A 19,801-nucleotide genomic window follows, 5' to 3' on the forward strand; every position below is an offset into this window, starting at 1 on the left:
TAAATTAGGTTAAAGGAGCTGTACACAGTTATTAAACTGTGACAGCTCCTTTTTTGTGTCCCTATATCATCTTTATAGCTCAACATCAATAAAAGGAATATTCGCCTCTGGAGACGAAGTACTTGTGTTAAAACAGTAGTAGCAACAGTAAGTCATTCAGAACATGTAGCATATTAAACTGACAAATATCTGCAAAGCAAATAAATAGTGCTATCTTATTCTATCTGAAAAGAATACCTCTAATCAAGAGGACATGCTTGCCATTCTTTAACAAGCGGCAATACTTTGTCAGTAATTCGGCTGAGTCCTTGATAGGATTTTCTCGTAAAAATTCTCCTATCAATGCTCAGTGCCTTTTCCTTTCGGGACTTTCATTCCTTCTTACCATAAAAAAACCTCCAAATTGATATATTTATTCTAACATCAATTTGAAGGTTTAAACAAATTTTAAACGGTCTCATAGGAAAGCTACAAATAAAGCCTATAGCTAATAAATTTACCTAGAACCAACATCCTAGAGATATTGCAATAACCATACATCCTAAAATTGCAATAACAATTGCAAATATAATATCATAAGTGTCTTTATAAGGCTATCTATACTTTGAATTTTGAAACAAGCTGGATTAGCATATTGGATTTTTCCTTTGCCAATTCTGCATTTTCTTTTACTACATTTGACATTTGCGTAATTGATGCTGCACCCTGTGCAATATTGGATGCTCCCTGAGCCTCTTCATTTGCTGAACTCGATATTTCATCAATTGCCTTAACCATATTTTGCATAGAGGCAAGCAGTTCTTCTGAGGTAGCACTAAAATCACTTACAATATCGCTTATATTAGCTGAACTTTCATTATATTGCTCACTTGAACTAACTAAATACTCGTAATCTAGCATTACCTTTTTATCAATAAAGTCCATAATTTCTCCAGAACTGCTTGATAGAACTTGTACTGCTTCTAAAATAACATTTGCTACTTCCTGAATTCTTGATACTGTTGCCTTTGAACCTTCAGCCAATTTTCTTATTTCATCAGCAACAACTGCAAAACCTTTTCCAGCCTCTCCAGCCCTTGCTGCTTCTATTGATGCGTTTAGTGCTAATAGATTTGTTTGAGTAGTTATATCTAGTATAGACTGTGAAAGTACATGTATCTGGTCTACTGCTTTTGATTGTTCAATGGCATTCTGCAAATCAGCTTTATTTCTAACATAAATCTCCATTGCAGTTTCTTTGGATGATATTGCATTTTTCTTCATCTCACCAGACATAGTGCTTACATTATTTGCTGTGATTGTGCCTTCATGTGCTTTTGTAGCAATGGACTCTATTGCTGCTTCTATCTCTTCAGCAGTAGCATTCATTTCTTCTGTAGAAGCAGCAGTCTGTTCTGTTCCTGCTGACATTTCTTGAGTGGTAGAAGATATTTCCTCTATTTTAAAATTAAGTTCATCAACTTCAGAATTTATACTAGTAAGCATCTGGCTAACGTCTGATGATTTGTTTATAACATCCGTTATAATGCTTCGTAATGATTTTTGCATAGATTCCATAGATTTAGCCAAAACGCCAATTTCGCTTTGATTTTTCGTGTACTTCTTTGGTACCTCTTTTGAGAAATCTCCTTCTGCTAAAATCTTCATATGATTAGTGGCTAATTCTATAGGTTTACAAAAACCTTTAGCAATAATATATGTTAATAATAAACTTACTAAGAGAAATGCAATGGAAATATTCATAATAATTTTTAATAGATGACTTACCTTTTCCATAGCTACAGACTTTGGTATGGTTATGGCAAGGGACCAATCAGTTCCGCTTACTGGTGAATAGGCTGCATATTTATCACCATTATATTCATACTCGCCAACTCCTGACTTTCCCTCTGTCATTTCTTTCATAAATGCCGCCATTTGCTCAAGAGATGAATCTTTTTCAACTTCAGTAAATACATTGTAGTATTCAAAAACTAGATTTTTATCCTTATGGGCAACAGTAGTTCCATTCTTATTAATCATAAAGGCTGATGAGTCTTCCCCAAACTTAATATTACTTACTAAATTGCTTAACTCATTGCTGTCGCGTACAGAAAGCACTACTCCAATTATATTTCCTTGATTATCCTTAATAGGAACTGCAAATGCAACTACCACACCATTTGTTACCTTACTTATAAATGGATCGGAAGCTGTACGCTGGCCAGAAGAAGCCTTTATATAATAGTCTAAATCACTGACATCAGCTTCAGCACCCAAAGTGGTATGGCCAATTGCTTCATTATCAACATATCACATCCATAAATAACCATTTCTTTCAGCTTCTTGTTTTAGAAATGCGAGTTTTTCACTTACAAGCACATTAGGATCCTTTATAACATCCAATTGAGCATATGCTTCAACTAAATTAAGTTCACTTGCAACATTACTTGAAATAACTTCCGCAGCCTCTTGTGTTACTAGCATAAGAGATTCATCTATTTTTGATGACAGTGCATCAGATGAAGTATAATATGCAACACTTCCAAGGCCGATACACAGAACAAAAATCAACATTCCAAAATACAAAGTTAAATTAGTTTTAATACTTTTTAGTTTTATCATAGATTCCCTCCTGTAAAGTCAAACTATATATTGGTTAACATAATTATATCACGGTTTAAAAATAAATGTCGAAATTTAGTGTAATTCCAAATATTACAACTGATAAAAACTCAATAAGTTTACTTTTAGCTATAATGAATAACTTATTTATAACATTTAATAATTCCTAATCCCTATTCTTTACACAAGTAATAAAAAACCGCATAATACTTCGTTTTATTATAAAAAACGGATAGTACCATGCGGTAAGATTTAATTATTTAAATTATTAAATTATTGAATTATTAAATAATCAATGTTCTGAATTAAGAAATAACTGTAGCTACTGTTTCTTGCAGTTTCTCATCTGAAGATTTTAATTTATCAATAAATTTATTATATAACTGCTGATTGTTATTAAGTGACTCTAATCTCTTTTCTAGCATTCTTTCTGTTTCAATTGGAGCAGGTCCTCCAGTAATAGTTCTAACATAAACAAAATTAACAGGATCGAGTGCCTTTTCTATTTCGTCAACCTCAAGATCAATAGGTTTTCCCAGTATTTCTTCTGAAATATCAGCAATAATCTGAGGAGTAATATCCTTTGCCTTTTTCTCATGTTTCACCATATATTTTACAATTGTACTTGTAATCCTATGACTATGGCGGAAGGATAATCCCTTGTCTCTAACCAATATATCTGCTAATTCAGTTGCTGTAATAAATCCCTCGTGTGCTCTTTCAAGCAGAAGCTTCTTATTTACATCTAATGTTGTAAAAACAGAACTAAGCATTTTTAACGCTCTGATTGTATATTTTATTGAATCATACAAATGAGGTTGTAATTGTTCCTCTGTATCAACTATATCTCCAAATGGAGTATTATGAAGAATATCAAATACACATTTTGATTCTGCAATAGCTTTGCTAATAGCAGGCCTTGTTTGTTCAAGGGAGGATGGATTTCTTTTTTGAGGCATTATACTACTGACTTGAACATAAGGATCAGATAGATAAAATACATTGAATTCCTTTGTACAAAAATCTAATGTATCCTTCATAAATCTTGACAAGCTAGTGTTCATAATCATAAGAGCAGATGCGCATTCTGTAAGATAATCACATCCTGCAATTCCGTCATAGGAATTTTCTACAAGTCCATCAAAGCCTAATAATTCAGCAGTCCTTTGTCTGTTAATTGGGAAACCTGTAGTTGTAATGGCTGCAGCACCTAATGGACTTTGATTTATGGTATTATACAAGTGCACCAACCTGTCAAAGTCTCTTTCCAATGAATCTTGGTATGCAAGAATATAATGAGCCAAAGTTGTAGGTTGTGCCGGCTGAGTATGTGTATATGCAGGCATAATAGTTTCTATATTTTCTTTAGCAAGTGAAAGCAATACTTGTCTAAAAATATTCAAGGCTTCCATTACTTCGAGAACCTTTTCTCTAAGTACCATACGGAATTCACATATATCTATATCATTTCTGCTTCTTGCAATATGCAATCTTCCAGCAGTATCCTTACCAATTAAGTTCTCAAGTTCATGTTCTATCATAAAAAACATATCTTCATAGGATGGATCGTATTGCCTATCACTCATATCCATCAAATCTATTTTTTTTAATCCCGATAATATTTCCTTTGCTTCATGCTTTGTAATAATATTTTGCTCAAATAACATTACGGCATGAGCCTTACTTATTTGAATAAAAGGTTTTGCGTAATAGTTTTTTTGTGTATCAAATATCGGTGCCAAAACACAATCCTGAAAAGTTTTGCCTGGAAAATGTGTACCGTCCATCTGTTCAACATATTCTCTTGTGTACATAGAATTCCTCCTTAATAAAAGCTGATACCGTATTTTTTTGCTAACACTGATCCCACACACCCCAAAACACCTGCATTATCTTCCAGTTCAGAAAGAACTATTTCTGTTTTTACAGGGGTGAGTCTGGACACTTCTTTTCTAATTGACAATAGTAAACCCAATCCAGCCTTTGAAACGCCACCACCAATAATAACTGCTTGAGGACTGAGTACACTAACTATATTTGCAATTCCCATACTTAAATATTCAGTCATTTCATTTACTGCTTCAATACACTCAATATCATTATGTGATGCTTTTTCAAAAACTTCCTTACAACTTATACCAAACTTTCTTTCTATTGCACTTCCGGAAGCAACACTTTCAAAATATCCATATGCATCAGGTGTATATTTCTCTGTTTGCAGAGCATCCTTTGATAGTACGAGATACCCAATTTCCCCACCTGTATAATTGTGGCCTCTATAAATTTTATTATCTATTATAATGCCACTTCCAATACCATCTCCAATAGATATAAATACACAGTTATTGTATTCTTTACCTACACCTAACCATTTTTCTCCATAAACCGCCATATTAACATCATTGTCAATAAAAACATCTACGCCAAATTCTTTTTTTAGTACATCACATATAGGGAAATCTATCCAATCGAGTTTTGGAACAAATCTAGCTATACCATTCTCAATATCAGCAGTACCAGGAATACCTACTCCAACTCCTATAATCTTGTCTCCTAAACCAAGATTTGCTGCCATTTTCTTTACAGTATTTATGATTAGATTTAAATAATCGTTACTATCGTAATTTTTTTTCTGTAGTACTTCTTTTATTAATATCCGTCCAGATAAATCGCATATTACACAGATGCTTTTTGACGCACCTATATCAATACCAATAATATATCCTGCAGATGGGTTAAACACCAGTTCTATAGGTTTCCTTCCGCCAAGCTTTGTTGAAATACCTTCACCATTTTCCATTATAATATTTTCACTAAGTAATTCTTCAACGATAGATGAAACAGTTGATTTACTTAAATTAGTTAGAGTTGAAATTGCAGCTCTGGATATTGATTTTTTTTTAACAATCAGCGAAAGAACAGTATTTCTATTCATTACCTTTATATATTCTGGTGTTCCCTTTATCATTTCTTGACTCTCCTTCTTAATTACACATATCTACTATTTTATAACATTTATTATAGAATTTCTACTTTTTCTGTGCGCTGAGAATCTCTAACATTATGTTGTCTGCTTCCTTCATACCTAAATTATTTATAAGTCCGATATTTCGGATATTTTCATCTATATCATCTGTAATAATACCACAGCCTGTTCGTATTCCATTTTTATTCATGGCCATATTTGCGCTTATTACTGCGCACTCAGCTGCAAAGCTAACCTTAAAGGCACAGCTTTCCTTTGCACCATCACAGAGCATACCACCAATACTTCCTATGACAGTATTTATCGCATTTTCAGCTTCTTCCAAGCCACCTCCAAGTAGATAAGTGATTGCAGCAGCAGCTCCAGCTGCTCCGGCAACTGCTGTTCCACACATTACAGTAAGACGGTTCATTTGACTTTTAATATAAATTGAAGTTAATATGGAAATGCATATTGCAGTCTGTCTTTCATGTTGTGTCTTTTTTAGTGCATCACATACTGCAGATACTGTTAGAATGCTCAATATACCGAGATTTCCGCTGCCAGCTACGCTAACTATTTGAAACCTCTCTCCTGACATTCTCATTTTAGAAGCATTTAGCACATAAATACGAGCAAGATTTGATAAATCATTAACAGAAATGTAATCCAGTTGAGCTAGATTTTGAATATATTTTTTTGTTTCCTCTGACATTGCATGAGTTGCTGCCTTTTTATTGATATCCTCATATTTCAATATTTTGTCATCCATTATTTGTCCATTCACTGCATTATAGAAAAGATTTTGAAAATTCCAACCCTCATAAAAATACCTTTCATTTATTTTTTTTGGTTTAGAATGATATAATATCTCTTTGTTTTTTTCAATATGATATATCCAATCGTAGTCTCCCATTATTACAACGTTAACATAAGATATATCACTTCTGCAGGTAACACTTATATAAAGTGGCTCATCTATATCAGAATAAACCACTTTTACAGGAATCCTATCTAAATAATCCGAAACCTCATTTTGCATTTCTTGAGTTACTTCCCCTAATACAGCTAGCTTCAACTCTGGTTTTTTTATAATAGCACCAAGAATTGCAGCGTATTCGATTCCAAACTTCTTTATAACAGGGATGCCTACATACACAGCATTTTTGTAAATATTTTTACTTAGAACGATATCAATGCTCTTTAAATCTCCATCAAGAATTGCTGCTGCTTGAGAAGATGCAAAAGCTATCGCACCAGGATCAGTGCATCCCATTGTCATTTTAATTTCGTTTTCTAAAATACTGCGTATACTTTCATCCATCATTATTCCTCCAGCCTTAACAATCTAGCAATATTGTCTCTGAATATAAGCTTTAATTCATCCTGTTTCATACCTAATTCAATACAATCTTTACGTTGTTCGTCATAATACTGCTTGACAAATCCTCTGGGAAACCATTCAGAGTCAGTACCAAATATTATCCTCTCAGGACCAATTGTTTCATAATATTTTTTAAAAAGATCCTTAACAGTTAACGGATATGGCATCCAACGAACCCATTGATTACTACCAGATGTATCAACATAAATATTTGGGCAGACCCATGCTAGCTGTAATAATTCTTGAGGATGTCCACAACCAAAATGAGGTATGATAAAAGATATATCAGGATGCGCTCTTGCTACATCGTGTATCACCATTGGATTGATATTAACATGTGTAGCAAGTCCACCAGCTGCACCCAATATTCCGAAATGAATTAGAACAGGGATTTCATATTTTTCTGCTACTTTCCAAATTGGTTCAAGAGAAGTATCATTTATTTTTCCGGGTAAATCTGGTGCTAATATTTTATACCCCTTCAATCCCTGTTCAGAAATAGCAAATTCTAATTTTTCGGCAGCATCTATTTCAAAAGGATTATGATGCGCATACCCAATAAAATGTTCGGGATGGCTTTGAATAATTTTACTTAAAATTTCATTGTTTCCGCCCGTTACAAAAACCAGCTTTTCAATATTGTGCTTTTTCATTTCTTCAAGCCAACGAACAGATGTTGTATTTACATCATCATCTGCTGGTTGCCTCTGTGGGAAATCCCAAGCCTGTGCCCATTTCTTGCTTTGATATTGGTTTTTAGATTGAAGTTTCAGCCATTTTTCTTTGCCATATTGCTCTATATATTGTTTTTCAAATTCTAAAATATCGTATCCTTTTACGTCAAAATGTACATGTGAATCAATCATTTTAAATTCCAATTTTTTCACCCTCTTATGCTTTTAATCCTGTCATGTGTATTCCTTCAATAATCTGCTTCTGGAAGAAGAAGAATACTATTAATACAGGTATTGTTGCCAAGCTGGCTGCCGCCATTACAAGATCCCATTGATTATATGATTCACCAGAGAATAATGCTAAACCAACGGGGAGAGTATATATATTGGGCTGATCAACAGCGATAACAGGCCATAGAAATGCATTCCAGTTTCCTAAGAATGTAAATATTCCTAGCGCTGCCATAGCAGGTTTTACCATTGGTACTGCAGCTCTTAAAAAGATACCAAATTCAGAAAGCCCATCAATTCTACCTGCTTCAAGGACATCATCAGGGACACCAATGAAAAACTGCCTCATCATAAATATACCAAAAGCGGATGTTAATCCAGGGAATAATAAAGACCAATAGGTGTTTAGCCAACCAAAGCTAGTACTCATCATATACCATGGAATAATTAACATTTCAGTAGGAATCATCAGCGTTGATAAAATTAATACAAACAAAGGTCCTTTTCCTTTAAACGGTAATTTGGCAAAGGAATATCCAACAAGAGTATCAAAGCATAGAACTGATACTGTCGTAATTACTGCTACGATAAGACTGTTTTTAAACCATAACAAGAAATTTGAATTTTCTATTACTCTTATATAGTTGTTAAAAGTTACTGTTTCCGGTATTATTGATGGACTATATATATCTACTCCGGTTTTTAAAGAAGTGGATATCATCCATAAGAATGGAAATATCATTATAAAACCGATTATAGTAAGGAATATATAAGTTAAAGCTTTGTAATACTTACGCATTATTCACCCTCCTTTTCTGATAAATTAATAATCATATTTTTTATCCAAAACTTTCATTTGGAATAGCGATATTGTTAGTATAATAATGAACAGAACTACTGTTGCAGCACTAGCATAACCCATTTTATAATTAACAAAGGCTAACTGGTAGATATATAGTACAACACTTACAGTAGAGTTTAGCGGACCTCCTGCAATTCCCTGTCCACCGGATGTAATATTAAATACCTGTGTGAATACTTGTAATGTCTGAATTGAAGCCATTACTGTCAAATATACAATAGTTGGATTTAACATTGGAATAGTTATATTTTTAAATCTCTGCCAAGGTGAAGCACCATCTATTTTTGCAGCCTCGTAATATGTCTGAGGTATTTGTTTGACTCCTGCTAGGAATATAATTGTATAGAATCCTAATGCTTGCCATATTACATTTGAGATGACAACAAATATTGCTTGTGAGGTACTATCCAAAAAAGGTTGGGTTTGAAAACCAAAAAAACTAATAATATTATTTACAACACCACCCTGTTTCATAAACATCCATCTCCATACCCAAGATACAGCAACTACGGATGTTACGTAAGGAATAAATACTACCATTCTATAAATTGACGCACCCTTAGTAATAGAATTAAGTAGAAGTGCTATTAATAAACTAAGAATGAGTCCTATAGGTACCGCAAATAATATATACTTTCCTGTATTAATTAGTGATGCTAAAAAGACTTCATCATGAAATAATTCTTTAAAATTATCTAAAAATACAAATGGCTTATTTTTTGATAACAAATCCCATTCATGTAAACTAACATTAAATGCATATAATGTTGGTAATATCCTGATACATATGAAGAACAATATTGGTGCTGATATAAATATATAAGCCCACATGGATTGTCTTCCTTTAATTGAAAGCTTCAGCTTCATAGAACCCTCCTTTTTGAACTTAAGGCTATAGACTTATCTGTACTATGTTATATAGCCACAGTAGCAACTTAATATCAAAAGATGTGAATAAATTGATAAGATATAAGATTTTGTAGCACTGTAATCAAATTAATAATGATAATTAATATTTATTTATACTTTTTATGCTTTTAATATATTGCTCGATGTGTCTATATTTAGATAACACATCGAGCAATACTTTTGATATGATAACTAAATAATAATACTTATAGTTTAAAGTTTATTATTTGTTCCAATACTCATCAAATAGAGCTTGTACTTCTTTAACTGCATCATCTAATGCTTTTCTTGGATCTACATTGTTTAATAAAACTTCATCAATAGCATCCATTAATGCTTTTCTATCTGCATCTTCATCAACATAGAAGTATGAATCAGCAACAGGTAATTGCTTAATAAATGGAGCTAACTTATCATCCTGTAATAATTCAGGATCATCTGCAATTTCATTCTTAGCACCAATTTCACCGATTTTTTCTGTCCAAGTCTTCATAGTTTCAACTGAAGTTAAATGCTCTAAGAATTTAACTGCTGCATCAAGTTTTGCACCTGTAGCATTAGTAGTAATACCATTTGTCCAGAATGAACCAAATGATGTTTCAACTCCATTAAATGAAGGAAGAACAGTAACACCATAGTTCAAATCTTTAGCCTGGCTCTTTAATGAACCTAGACGGTATGAACCATCAATGTGAAGAGCTGCTTTACCACTGATAAATGCTGTTGAATCATCAGTATAGAAGTCCTTTTCACCTACTTTTTCAACCTTTGCAAGATTTACTAGGAATTCAAAAGCTTTATATCCGTTTTCTGAAGCATTCCATTGAACAGTTTTCTTATCTTCACTTATAGGCTCTTGTCCAAACTGTTTGAGAAGAACAGGACGGAACCATGAATGTAATTGACCTGATGGTTGGAATGTAAGTCCTTCTATCTCTAGTTTTCCATTTACTACTTTTGTACACTTCTTAGCCATTTCAACTAATTCTTCAACAGTTTGTGGTGGCTTTTCAGGGTCTAATCCGTTTTCTTTGAATATATCCTTATTCCAGAAAAGACCTAATGTACGAACTGCAGTTGGTACAGTGTAGTATTTTCCATCTATTTTGTTAACCTTAACCATAGGAGCAAATGTGCTCTCTATTTTTTCTGCTGAGAAGGATGATGCAGGTAGTTCTTGCAATGTTCCTGCTTTTACATACTTCGGTACCCATCCATAATATAGATTTATAATGTCTGGTCCAGTTCCGGCTGAAACTGCAGCAGCAACCTTTTGTTGGTATGAGTCATAAGGGAAGTGCTTTTGAACAACTTTAATATTGGGATTTTTACTTTGGAAGTCTGCTATTAATTCATCCATAAGATTTACTTTTGTTTCGTAAAAATATTGCCAATATTCAATTGTAACCTCTTCTACTGTTGAAGTACTAGAATTAGCAGCAGTAGTACCTTCAGATGTTGAATCTTTAGCAACTTCATTACCTCCACAACCAGCTAAAAGAGAAACTGACAAGCAACCTGCTAAAATCATAGATAAAAATTTTCTACTCATAATATCCTCCTTTTTTTCTACAAATTGTTTTTAACCAAACAAATAAACCAACTTATTTTACTGCGATTGTTAGAACAGAGTTTACTAGAAAATTGTTACGTAGATATACATTCCCCCTTTAATGGTATTATGCACTATTTGTATTTTGCACATATCCTTGAAGCTTATTAAATTTTGTGAATAAAACATTCATCAAAATTATTATTTTATATTTAATTAATATAAAATATCATATTGGTACGTTAGTTTGTACAGTTCCCTTACTATTCATTTCATAAAAAATACTTAAAGCACTTCCAACGGCTCCTCCATATTTCTTTGTTTGAGTAAGACTAAGTTTTATATCCAAAGGAATTAAGCTTTTAATTTTTCTTGTTAATTCATTTAGAAACTCTGTGCCTTCTTCAGCCATCCCGCCACCAATTACTACAATTTGCGGATTTAGGATGCAAAATATGGAACTTATCCCCAGCCCTAAGTATTTATAAATATCATCTACTACCTTTTTAGCAATTTTATCTCCTTGTTTTGCTTGTAAAAATATTTCCTTACAATCAATATTTTTATTGGTTATTTCTCTATAAATCCGGCTTGCTGCAGATGCAGATGCTTTAGTTTCAAAGAAACCGAAATTATTCTCACTAAATGTTTCATTGTATGCTTCAATTGTTAAGGGTAAATATCCAATTTCACCTGCTTCAAAGCTATGACCTCTATATAGCTTACCCCCAATGTATAATCCACATCCAATACCTGTTCCAATAGTAATCATTACAAAATCATCATAATCTTTTGCTGCCCCTAAATATTTTTCTGCTAAAGTCCATATATTTACATCATTATCAATAAATGTACTTATACCAAATTTACTTTCTATATGTTCTTTTAATTGCACATTTCTCCAATTAAACGCAGGGCATACTATAATATTTCCAGTGTTATGATCAACTGTACCAGGCACCCCAATACCAATTCCGCTTATATCATCATTACTTTCTTTAATAGTGTTTTCTATTATTTCTTCAATATTTCTTAGGTATTGATCTCCATAATAATCACTTTTTCTAGTGTGAGAGTAAAGGATATTACCACGTTCATCACAAATCACGGCAGAAATATTGGTGCCCCCAATATCCAAACCAATACTTATAGGCATATTTCACATCCTTTCCATTTAGTTCGTTTTCATTACCAACCAATATCTATAAACTAATATTAAGCCATTATACGATTTATGTCAAGACAAAATTCGCTAATTTTTTATATTATTTTCACTGATGAAAATTTATAATTAAAAGACTGTTCCTACTAAATAAGCAATGAATAAAATAGTAAGCCAATACCATATGATAACGAATTTAAAACCAATGATATTAAAACTGACTTTTTAACTTTAAATCCACATAATAAACGGATTATATAAGCCTCAATAATAACAACAGCTATTTCCAAAATTAATATTGTTAATTTGTAACCAAAAACATCAAAAATATATCCAGCTCCTAATGCTAATAGGTTTATTGCAGGATTAGTTAATAAATTGCATAAAAAAACATAGTACACAAACTGCTTTGATTTACATATAAAAAGCATGCTTGTGCACTCTATAAGTACTGTTAATATAAAAGCTATTAAGAAGTAAAATAAAATCATAAATTTTAGTCGCTTTTCTCTTTACTGGTTGATGTTGATTATGTTGCTTTACTGTTCTTGTTGCATACGTTGTTTTCGTTGTTATTTATTGCTTTTTTGATGTGTTTGCTGATTTTGTTTTTCTAGCTGTTATTGCTGTTCTTTTTGTGCTTTTTGTTGTACTTCTTGAATTGATGAATTCTTTTTCTGTGCCTTATTAATTAGTATCCAAGCTATTACTATTACAGCTAAAACACCAATAACCAAAGTAAAAATTAAAAAACCGCACCTAGTAGGTAGTCTAAAAGGCGGTGCCACATCACAAAGACAGCTATTAATTAATTGTTCTAACATTGTCATCTCTCCTTTTTTGATTTTCTATAGAAATATAAATACAAATACTCGAAACCAGTATTAGTATAGGTAATACTATTTTTATTATATTATCTGGTAATGTAATTAAATATATAGGAATATTGCCAATTAGCAGTGCAAGCGTAGTCAATCCAAACGCGAAGCCCGGCTGATTTTTTAGCTGCGAAGCAATTCCCCAAAGGGTTATTGACATTGTAATATTAAACATAACAAGACCTATTGAACATAATGCTATATTATTGCAAAAGATACACAATAATGGAATTGACACTAATAATGATAAAACGCCCACATTTCTTGCTCCAAAATAATCTGCAAGAATGCCTCCCCAAAATTTACCTAAAAAAGCACAGATGCTAGGCAAAATGAATAAAAAAGTATTTGTTTTCCATAAAATTGGTACTTGAAAGCCAACATAGGAACGAACAATTATTGAAATAAGGCATAAATAAATAATTATCTTTCCATTTGTAACAATGGGCTTTAATACATTTTGCTTATTAAAATCGGGTATTACATTGTCTTTATCCATAGCGCAATAAAAGCTAATTGCAAAACAACATCCCAATAAAAGTAATACAATTATCCAAAATGTAACTCCATTCCTTCCAGCAATAGTCCCCAGTGCAACACCAATTGCTCCAGATGATACAAAAATTCCTCCCCTAGCAATTTTTCCTTCTGAATATACCAAGGAATTAATTCCACCGCCAATATGAAAGACAGCGTTTCCTACCCCACAAAATAATATAGCCAGCCACGGAGAAAAGCCAATCACAACTCCTGCACAAACAAGTAAACACCCAACTAAAGCTACTTTAGAGTGCTCAATAGAGCGCATATCCACATAATATCCAATAAACATCTGCAATCCAAAGGCTAGAATATTATATAATAAGAAGCCTAAGGATATCGTTGTAGGTTCTTCAATTTGCCTGCAGAATGAACCCATTAAAACATAAAAACACGAAAAATCCACTACCATATGGGATATGGTGTAAATTGCTAATGACGTTTTGTTTTTCATAAGGGACCTCAAACTTCATCAATCGTTAATTTCTGACCCACAATTTTTATATCTGTATGTAATCTCCGTATATCCATAATTTACAATCTTCTCAATTTTTACAATACCACGCAGACTTATGACCTGTTGCTCTACCACCCTTTTCTGAATAGGTGAAGAAGAACCCTAATTTACTATAATTTTTTAATTCTTTTTCCAGTTGTTTTCCACCTACAACCCAAAGTGCACCTCCTTTTGCTCTATTGTCAATAACCTCAAATCCTTTATCTTTTAATATTTTATATATGTCTCTGTTGTTGGAACTTGATTCGAACTCCAAAAGATTATCTTTGCTGATTATTTCTTTTTTTCCTACTAAAGTACTTGCTTCTATTTTAGATTGATTATTATGAAGTGATTCTTTATTATATAAGCTATTCAATCTACTCGCTGCAATATGTTCAATAGATAACTGCAAATCCAAATTATCTAATGGTAGCTCAAGTGGTAACTGTTCTAGCTTGATATCATTGGTCTTAGTATCAACTTCTGAAGAATTTGTCATTTCAGATTTTCCATATGGTATATCTGTATATTTTTTGATATTATATTTATGCGTAATATTATCTCGTTCTATCGTTTCTCCTGTAAAAACATCTTCTTTTATTTTTATTGCACCAAATTCGCCTGATTGCTCTGTTTCATAGTTGATAATTTTCTCATGCCACTCCCTACGAATTTGCTCTGCACGTCTTTTTATTCTATCAATTATTTCATTTTCCATAGAAATCTTTGTTTTGTCATCAATATCATCAGATAAATAATTAGGTCTTATCCCATAGCTTTCCAACTCTTTAAAAACCAATTCCATGGTTTCTTCTGGGGCTCTGTAAAATTCACTTCCTCTAATTCTGATGAATTTCCAGCCTAATCTTTCCAGAATAGCTTGTCTTTTTAAATCATTCGGCAAATTATCTTGAGTATGCCATTTTTCACCATCACATTCTAAAGCAATATTCTTATCCCCATCCTCAATAACTATATCTATTCTATATGCTCCAACGTTCCATTGAGGGATAACTTTGTAACCATGGTTAACGAGTACATTTATAACTTCCTTTTCAAAGTCTGACTCTGCTCTATTTATTATTTCTATTTTTTTATCAATGGATGGATTAATAGCATGCCTTATTAATCTAAGCCTTATATCATTTGGTTTTAAATCAATTTCTGGATTTAATGAATGTACAACCCACATTTGATCCTTTGCTCTACTCGCTGCAACATTATACTTTTTTCTATTGATATCATTATTACCATCTTCACTTAATAGCCTAACTGGTCCATCTTTTTCACTTGGTCCTTCAACAATGCTTAAAAATATAATATCTCTTTCATCACCTTGAAATTGTGATGCCGTTGCACACTGTATTTTTCTATTTTCGTACTCTTTAGGATCTAAATTTACTTGTAAAAATCTATCTATTTCATATGATTGCTCATGTCCTAACAAAGAGATTACTCCTATTGTTTTATTTTTATAAACTTCTTCCTCACAACAGGCACAAATCAATGATGCAATATGTTCAGCCTCAACTTTATTAACTTTATTAGAAGATTTATATGCATTAGGTACTCTATATTCAATTAGAGCAGGTTTTGTTTTTACTTTTGATCCATCCCGTAAAGGTTTAATTCTACCGTTATAAGATAATTGATTGCTGAACTCAATAATCTCTGGTAAACATCTAAAATGCTCAGTTAACATAATTGGTTTAAATCCAGATGTTTTTGCAATATCATATATGGATATTTTTCCATTGAATAAATGTTTATTTGGTATCCCCTGTAAATGTTGCTCAATTAATGCACCAACTTCTTCAATTTTTATACCAACTGTATCAGGGCTTACTTGTTCATCATCGCCAACTATAATTACCTTTTTACCTAAATATAATGCCGCAAGAGCTAGTATACCAGCTTGACTTGCTTCATCAATAATTACAACATCAAATTTATTTTTCCTCGGATCAAAATTTTCAACTACACGATTTAGTGGCATGATCCAAACGGGAATTGCAGTTTGGCAAAGTGGCATCAATTCTCTTGCCTCTTTTATCAATGCAGGTGCAGTCTTACCAGTGCCTTTTCCAAATAGTTTAATTGTTGCCCTCCAACCCTCAATGGCTTGGGTTTGAACAACAGATATATTCTTTATTTTTTGATACCATGCTTTTTCAAAAGCAAGAGTTCTCGCATTGCTCATTAATAACTCATTTATCTTGCTCAATTCTTTTTGTATTGCATTGGCATCATAACTATCAATTCGTGCTATTTGATTGCTAAGTTGTCTCCATTTCCATGCTAATTCTATATTTTCAGGTAGCATACAATCGCCATGAATTCCATCCCTACTTCTTATGGCTTCACCCCAATCTGGTGCAATAATTTCTAATTTTCTTAATAAATTAGATCGCTCTAAATATATATCTTTCTTTGCTAACACACTTGAAAGCATACCATATGCCATTGTATATGTATTTGTATCTTTATTAATAATGGCTTGAATAAGATCAATAAATGGTTGTCCATATTCTTTATATTCATTCAAATAGTTTGCATATTGTGTCCAATCATTTTTTATTTTACCTAATAGTTCAAATTTTCTTCGTTTATCTAAATCAGGTATAAAAATATTATTAAGTAAGAGTGAAATAGATTCTATTGGTTTTTCAATTTCAATCACATTAATTTCTTCAAATTTAGCTTTATTAGAGCAAATATCATACAATTCTCTTGTGAAGTTTAACCAGACATTTTTATACCAACTTAAGGATGAAAAAATCTTGTTACGTTTTTGCTTAACTTTTTCCTCAAAATTATCTATAGTTAAAATTGCATTTTCAGATACTTTAGATAATAATTTATTAAACTTTTTAAGTATTTTAGTCTTTTGCAATTCGTAATTAATAATAAATTTTACATTCTCAAAATCAACTCTATTTTCTATAACTTTACCATCGTTAGTTATTTCATCTTTAAGTTTTTTCCACTTAGGTTTTGTAATCATTGTTACTAAAGTCACAGGGGCTTCTTTTCCAGAATCAATGATTTCATTAAGAATAGAGATACTTTCGTAAGTTACTATTTTGCTTGGTATGTTATAGTCGTTTTCAAAGCGCAATTTTCTATATCTATCGTAATATTCAATTAAAACATCAAATTCCTCAAAAGCAGTTTCCCAAAAAGTACAGTATATACTATCTTTTATAGACTTCTCTATAATGGTAGATTGATAATTTTCCATATTAGTTAAACTATACCCAATTTCTATAGCTGTTTCCAACAGATTTGACAAAATATTTTCTTCAATATTATCTTTCAAAACTAGTTTGGGGTTCCACCCCATAAGTTCTTCACTATATCTCAAGTATTCGTCTACACTATTTTTGAAATCATCAATGCTCCATAGTGACTCTAAAGTTGGCAAATTCTTACTTAATAATTTATCTTCTTCTAAAGTTATTTGTTGATTTGAATGATACAAAGTATTTAAATCTTCCATTGATAGTGGTAAACCCACAGTATCATCTTTTGTTTTACCTGGTATATAGTCAAATTTACCTTGTCCAGAATTAATGAATTTAGCCGCATCAATTGGCGTAATTGTTTGGTTTGCAAATACAATATCCTTGTACTCCAATGACCGAATTTGAAGGAGTTCTTGACTTTTCGCCTTTGACTTGTTTATCAGTTCATTTCTTTCATTATGGAGTCTTTCAATCTTATTCTTTGATTCGTGTAAATCAAGAGATGTACTTTTTATTTCAATCTCATTAATAGCATCATCCATTTCTTGTTTTTGTGAACTTGTACTTAGGAGACTAATACAAAGATTTTGAAGGTTAACTTCTTTATTATATTGATCCTTATACACCTTTTCTTTAAGCACAGTTAAAGCTTTTTCAGTATGGCTGGTAACAAGTACACTATTCCCTTGACTTAATAGATGACCTATAAGATTTGCTATTGTGTGTGTTTTTCCTGTTCCTGGAGGTCCTTGAACTAGAACTGCACCATAGTTATTAATGTATTTGATTATTTTTAGTTGTTCATTGTTAGCTGGTAAAGTCAACAAAATATCCTGATCAATACCACTCTGATTCCAATCTTCATCAATCACATTGGCTTCATTATGTTCTTTGTGGTTACCAATTATATTTTCAAAGAAGTCTGGTAATTCTATATCTGGTTTGTTCTCAATATCACTAATAATATTATCAATAAACGACGAAAATCCAAGTGTTCTTTTTCTTAAAAATAGAATTGGATTTGACATTATAACTGGACCATTATAGCCATTTTCAAATACTTCAACTAATTTTCCTTTTTCATCAACAACATTAATTAGACGTTGAAAAAGCGCACAAGTATTGGATGTATCTGCTATATGGTAATTATTCACTTCTATATCTTGAATTACTTGTGAAAGAACTTTTTGATTTATTGTTGGAATAACTCTAAGCATAGGTGTATAGAGTTCTGTTTTTAACTCATCACATTTCACAGTAAAAGATGGCTTATCAGGGTTAAATATTAATTGAACCTTTTGAAGTAATACAGGGTGATCAATAATTCTAAGGTCTGTATTCCAATATATATGTCCATCTCCAAGTAATAGTTCAATACTTTCAGATTCTTTTTTTATATCAGAGTATAACTTAAATAAATTGTTATATAAAATAAGTCCCTGCTCTTTTGGAATTTCTTGTGTTCTCCATCTATTGCGCTTTTTTGTCCATTCATTATATAAATCTACACGGGCATCTAGGTCAATAAACTTTTCTTTAGTAGAGCAAATAACCTCATCTAAATATTTAAAATTTGTCTTTTTTGCACCACATTCTGGGCATACCCAATTTTCTGAAACAGAATTAAAATCATTAGCTACAGTTGTTTTTCCTTCTTGGTTAAATTGCTGAGGATTATATACCCAAGAACAGTTTTTGCAAATATATCTTGCAAACTTTACTTCTTTCGTCATTACCTCTTTATATTGAATCGTCTTGGTATTTAGTTTTTTCCAATCGCCAATAAGCCATTCAATAAGCAGGTCATTTGGAGCAGGACATGGCTCTAAAACAGGTCTTTTCACTTCTAATATTTTTAATCCATCAAAATCCTGTGTATCATAAATAGACCAAATTTCAGTAATTTGTGGCAAATTTGAAAGTTTAATGCTCCATTTTTGTTTTTCAATTTCTGTTATAACAGGATTTGAGAGTTCATTGTAGTCTTTTAGAAAATTAAAAATATTATTTATGTGAGCCATTCGGTTTCCTCCTATTCAAAAGCATTTAGTTTTCATTTGAAAATTTTTTCGTTTTTTGTTTTACGACGCATCATCAGCTCAGCTATCATTTTACCATAATTCAATACAATATGGTAAATATTTATATAATTATCTAAAATATAGTACATATTTCTCTACTAACTAAAAAAATTGCACATATCAATATTTAATCACAAGTCACGAATGCGTATGCATTTCAATTATGACTATTACAATTATTCCAACAAAAAAAGCCACGCACCAGTAACCTTTAC

13 protein-coding genes are annotated in these 19,801 nt (G+C 31.9%); all 13 read right to left on the minus strand.

Translation table 11 applies throughout. From position 1 onward, the window contains the following. Positions 1–597 precede the first annotated feature (597 nt). The 13 genes from EHE19_RS09795 to EHE19_RS09855 all read right to left on the minus strand — a co-directional run bounded on the left by EHE19_RS09795 (position 598) and on the right by EHE19_RS09855 (position 19,526). A complete protein-coding gene (locus tag EHE19_RS09795; RefSeq protein ID WP_244648371.1) occupies positions 598–2,259 on the minus strand; it encodes a methyl-accepting chemotaxis protein in 1,662 nt (553 codons plus the stop codon). A 33-nt stretch (positions 2,260–2,292) separates the two neighbouring features. After that, positions 2,293–2,604 carry a hypothetical protein gene (locus tag EHE19_RS19755; RefSeq protein WP_244648372.1) on the minus strand — a complete coding sequence of 104 codons (312 nt, stop codon included), beginning with the start codon at positions 2,602–2,604 and terminating at the stop codon, positions 2,293–2,295. Positions 2,605–2,909: 305 nt separating this feature from the next. Next, positions 2,910–4,418 (minus strand): argininosuccinate lyase, encoded by a 1,509-nt coding sequence (gene argH, locus EHE19_RS09800; protein ID WP_137696113.1) that lies wholly within the window; start codon positions 4,416–4,418, stop codon positions 2,910–2,912. 11 nt (positions 4,419–4,429) lie between these two features. Further along, positions 4,430–5,572 carry an ROK family transcriptional regulator gene (locus tag EHE19_RS09805; RefSeq protein WP_137696112.1) on the minus strand — a complete coding sequence of 381 codons (1,143 nt, stop codon included), beginning with the start codon at positions 5,570–5,572 and terminating at the stop codon, positions 4,430–4,432. Positions 5,573–5,633: 61 nt separating this feature from the next. Beyond that, positions 5,634–6,893 (minus strand): L-serine ammonia-lyase, iron-sulfur-dependent, subunit alpha, encoded by a 1,260-nt coding sequence (locus tag EHE19_RS09810; protein ID WP_171003484.1) that lies wholly within the window; start codon positions 6,891–6,893, stop codon positions 5,634–5,636. A 2-nt stretch (positions 6,894–6,895) separates the two neighbouring features. Then, positions 6,896–7,840 (minus strand): amidohydrolase family protein, encoded by a 945-nt coding sequence (locus EHE19_RS09815; RefSeq protein ID WP_244648373.1) that lies wholly within the window; start codon positions 7,838–7,840, stop codon positions 6,896–6,898. 4 nt (positions 7,841–7,844) lie between these two features. After that, the gene (locus tag EHE19_RS09820; RefSeq protein WP_137696109.1) at positions 7,845–8,657 is read right to left on the minus strand and encodes a carbohydrate ABC transporter permease; all 813 of its coding nucleotides are present in this window, start codon (positions 8,655–8,657) and stop codon (positions 7,845–7,847) included. 24 nt (positions 8,658–8,681) lie between these two features. Further along, positions 8,682–9,587, minus strand: a complete 906-nt coding sequence (locus tag EHE19_RS09825) for a carbohydrate ABC transporter permease (protein WP_137696108.1) — start codon at positions 9,585–9,587, stop codon at positions 8,682–8,684. Between the two features lie 265 nt (positions 9,588–9,852). Further along, positions 9,853–11,181, minus strand: a complete 1,329-nt coding sequence (locus tag EHE19_RS09830) for an extracellular solute-binding protein (RefSeq protein WP_137696107.1) — start codon at positions 11,179–11,181, stop codon at positions 9,853–9,855. A gap of 229 nt (positions 11,182–11,410) precedes the next feature. Beyond that, positions 11,411–12,337 carry an ROK family protein gene (locus EHE19_RS09835; RefSeq protein ID WP_137696106.1) on the minus strand — a complete coding sequence of 309 codons (927 nt, stop codon included), beginning with the start codon at positions 12,335–12,337 and terminating at the stop codon, positions 11,411–11,413. A 626-nt stretch (positions 12,338–12,963) separates the two neighbouring features. Next, positions 12,964–13,167 (minus strand): hypothetical protein, encoded by a 204-nt coding sequence (locus EHE19_RS09845; protein ID WP_137696105.1) that lies wholly within the window; start codon positions 13,165–13,167, stop codon positions 12,964–12,966. Beyond that, entirely contained in the window at positions 13,148–14,215 is a 1,068-nt protein-coding gene (locus EHE19_RS09850; RefSeq protein ID WP_137696104.1) for an MFS transporter, read from the minus strand. Before EHE19_RS09850 ends, EHE19_RS09845 begins: the two co-directional genes overlap by 20 nt. Before the next feature lie 91 nt (positions 14,216–14,306). Beyond that, positions 14,307–19,526 (minus strand): AAA domain-containing protein, encoded by a 5,220-nt coding sequence (locus tag EHE19_RS09855; RefSeq protein ID WP_137696103.1) that lies wholly within the window; start codon positions 19,524–19,526, stop codon positions 14,307–14,309. Positions 19,527–19,801 lie beyond the last annotated feature (275 nt).

The organism is Ruminiclostridium herbifermentans (assembly GCF_005473905.2).
Classification (GTDB): domain Bacteria; phylum Bacillota; class Clostridia; order Acetivibrionales; family DSM-1351; genus Ruminiclostridium; species Ruminiclostridium herbifermentans.

Bases quoted from the DNA above. Each gene is read 5' to 3' on its own strand.
- EHE19_RS19755 (WP_244648372.1), bottom strand. From the start codon at position 2,604: ATGATAAAACTAAAAAGTATTAAAACTAATTTAACTTTGTATTTTGGA.
- argH (WP_137696113.1), bottom strand. From the start codon at position 4,418: ATGTACACAAGAGAATATGTTGAACAGATGGACGGTACACATTTTCCA.
- EHE19_RS09805 (WP_137696112.1), bottom strand. From the start codon at position 5,572: ATGATAAAGGGAACACCAGAATATATAAAGGTAATGAATAGAAATACT.
- EHE19_RS09810 (WP_171003484.1), bottom strand. From the start codon at position 6,893: ATGGATGAAAGTATACGCAGTATTTTAGAAAACGAAATTAAAATGACA.
- EHE19_RS09820 (WP_137696109.1), bottom strand. From the start codon at position 8,657: ATGCGTAAGTATTACAAAGCTTTAACTTATATATTCCTTACTATAATC.
- EHE19_RS09825 (WP_137696108.1), bottom strand. From the start codon at position 9,587: ATGAAGCTGAAGCTTTCAATTAAAGGAAGACAATCCATGTGGGCTTAT.
- EHE19_RS09830 (WP_137696107.1), bottom strand. From the start codon at position 11,181: ATGAGTAGAAAATTTTTATCTATGATTTTAGCAGGTTGCTTGTCAGTT.
- EHE19_RS09835 (WP_137696106.1), bottom strand. From the start codon at position 12,337: ATGCCTATAAGTATTGGTTTGGATATTGGGGGCACCAATATTTCTGCC.
- EHE19_RS09845 (WP_137696105.1), bottom strand. From the start codon at position 13,167: ATGTTAGAACAATTAATTAATAGCTGTCTTTGTGATGTGGCACCGCCT.
- EHE19_RS09850 (WP_137696104.1), bottom strand. From the start codon at position 14,215: ATGAAAAACAAAACGTCATTAGCAATTTACACCATATCCCATATGGTA.
- EHE19_RS09855 (WP_137696103.1), bottom strand. From the start codon at position 19,526: ATGGCTCACATAAATAATATTTTTAATTTTCTAAAAGACTACAATGAA.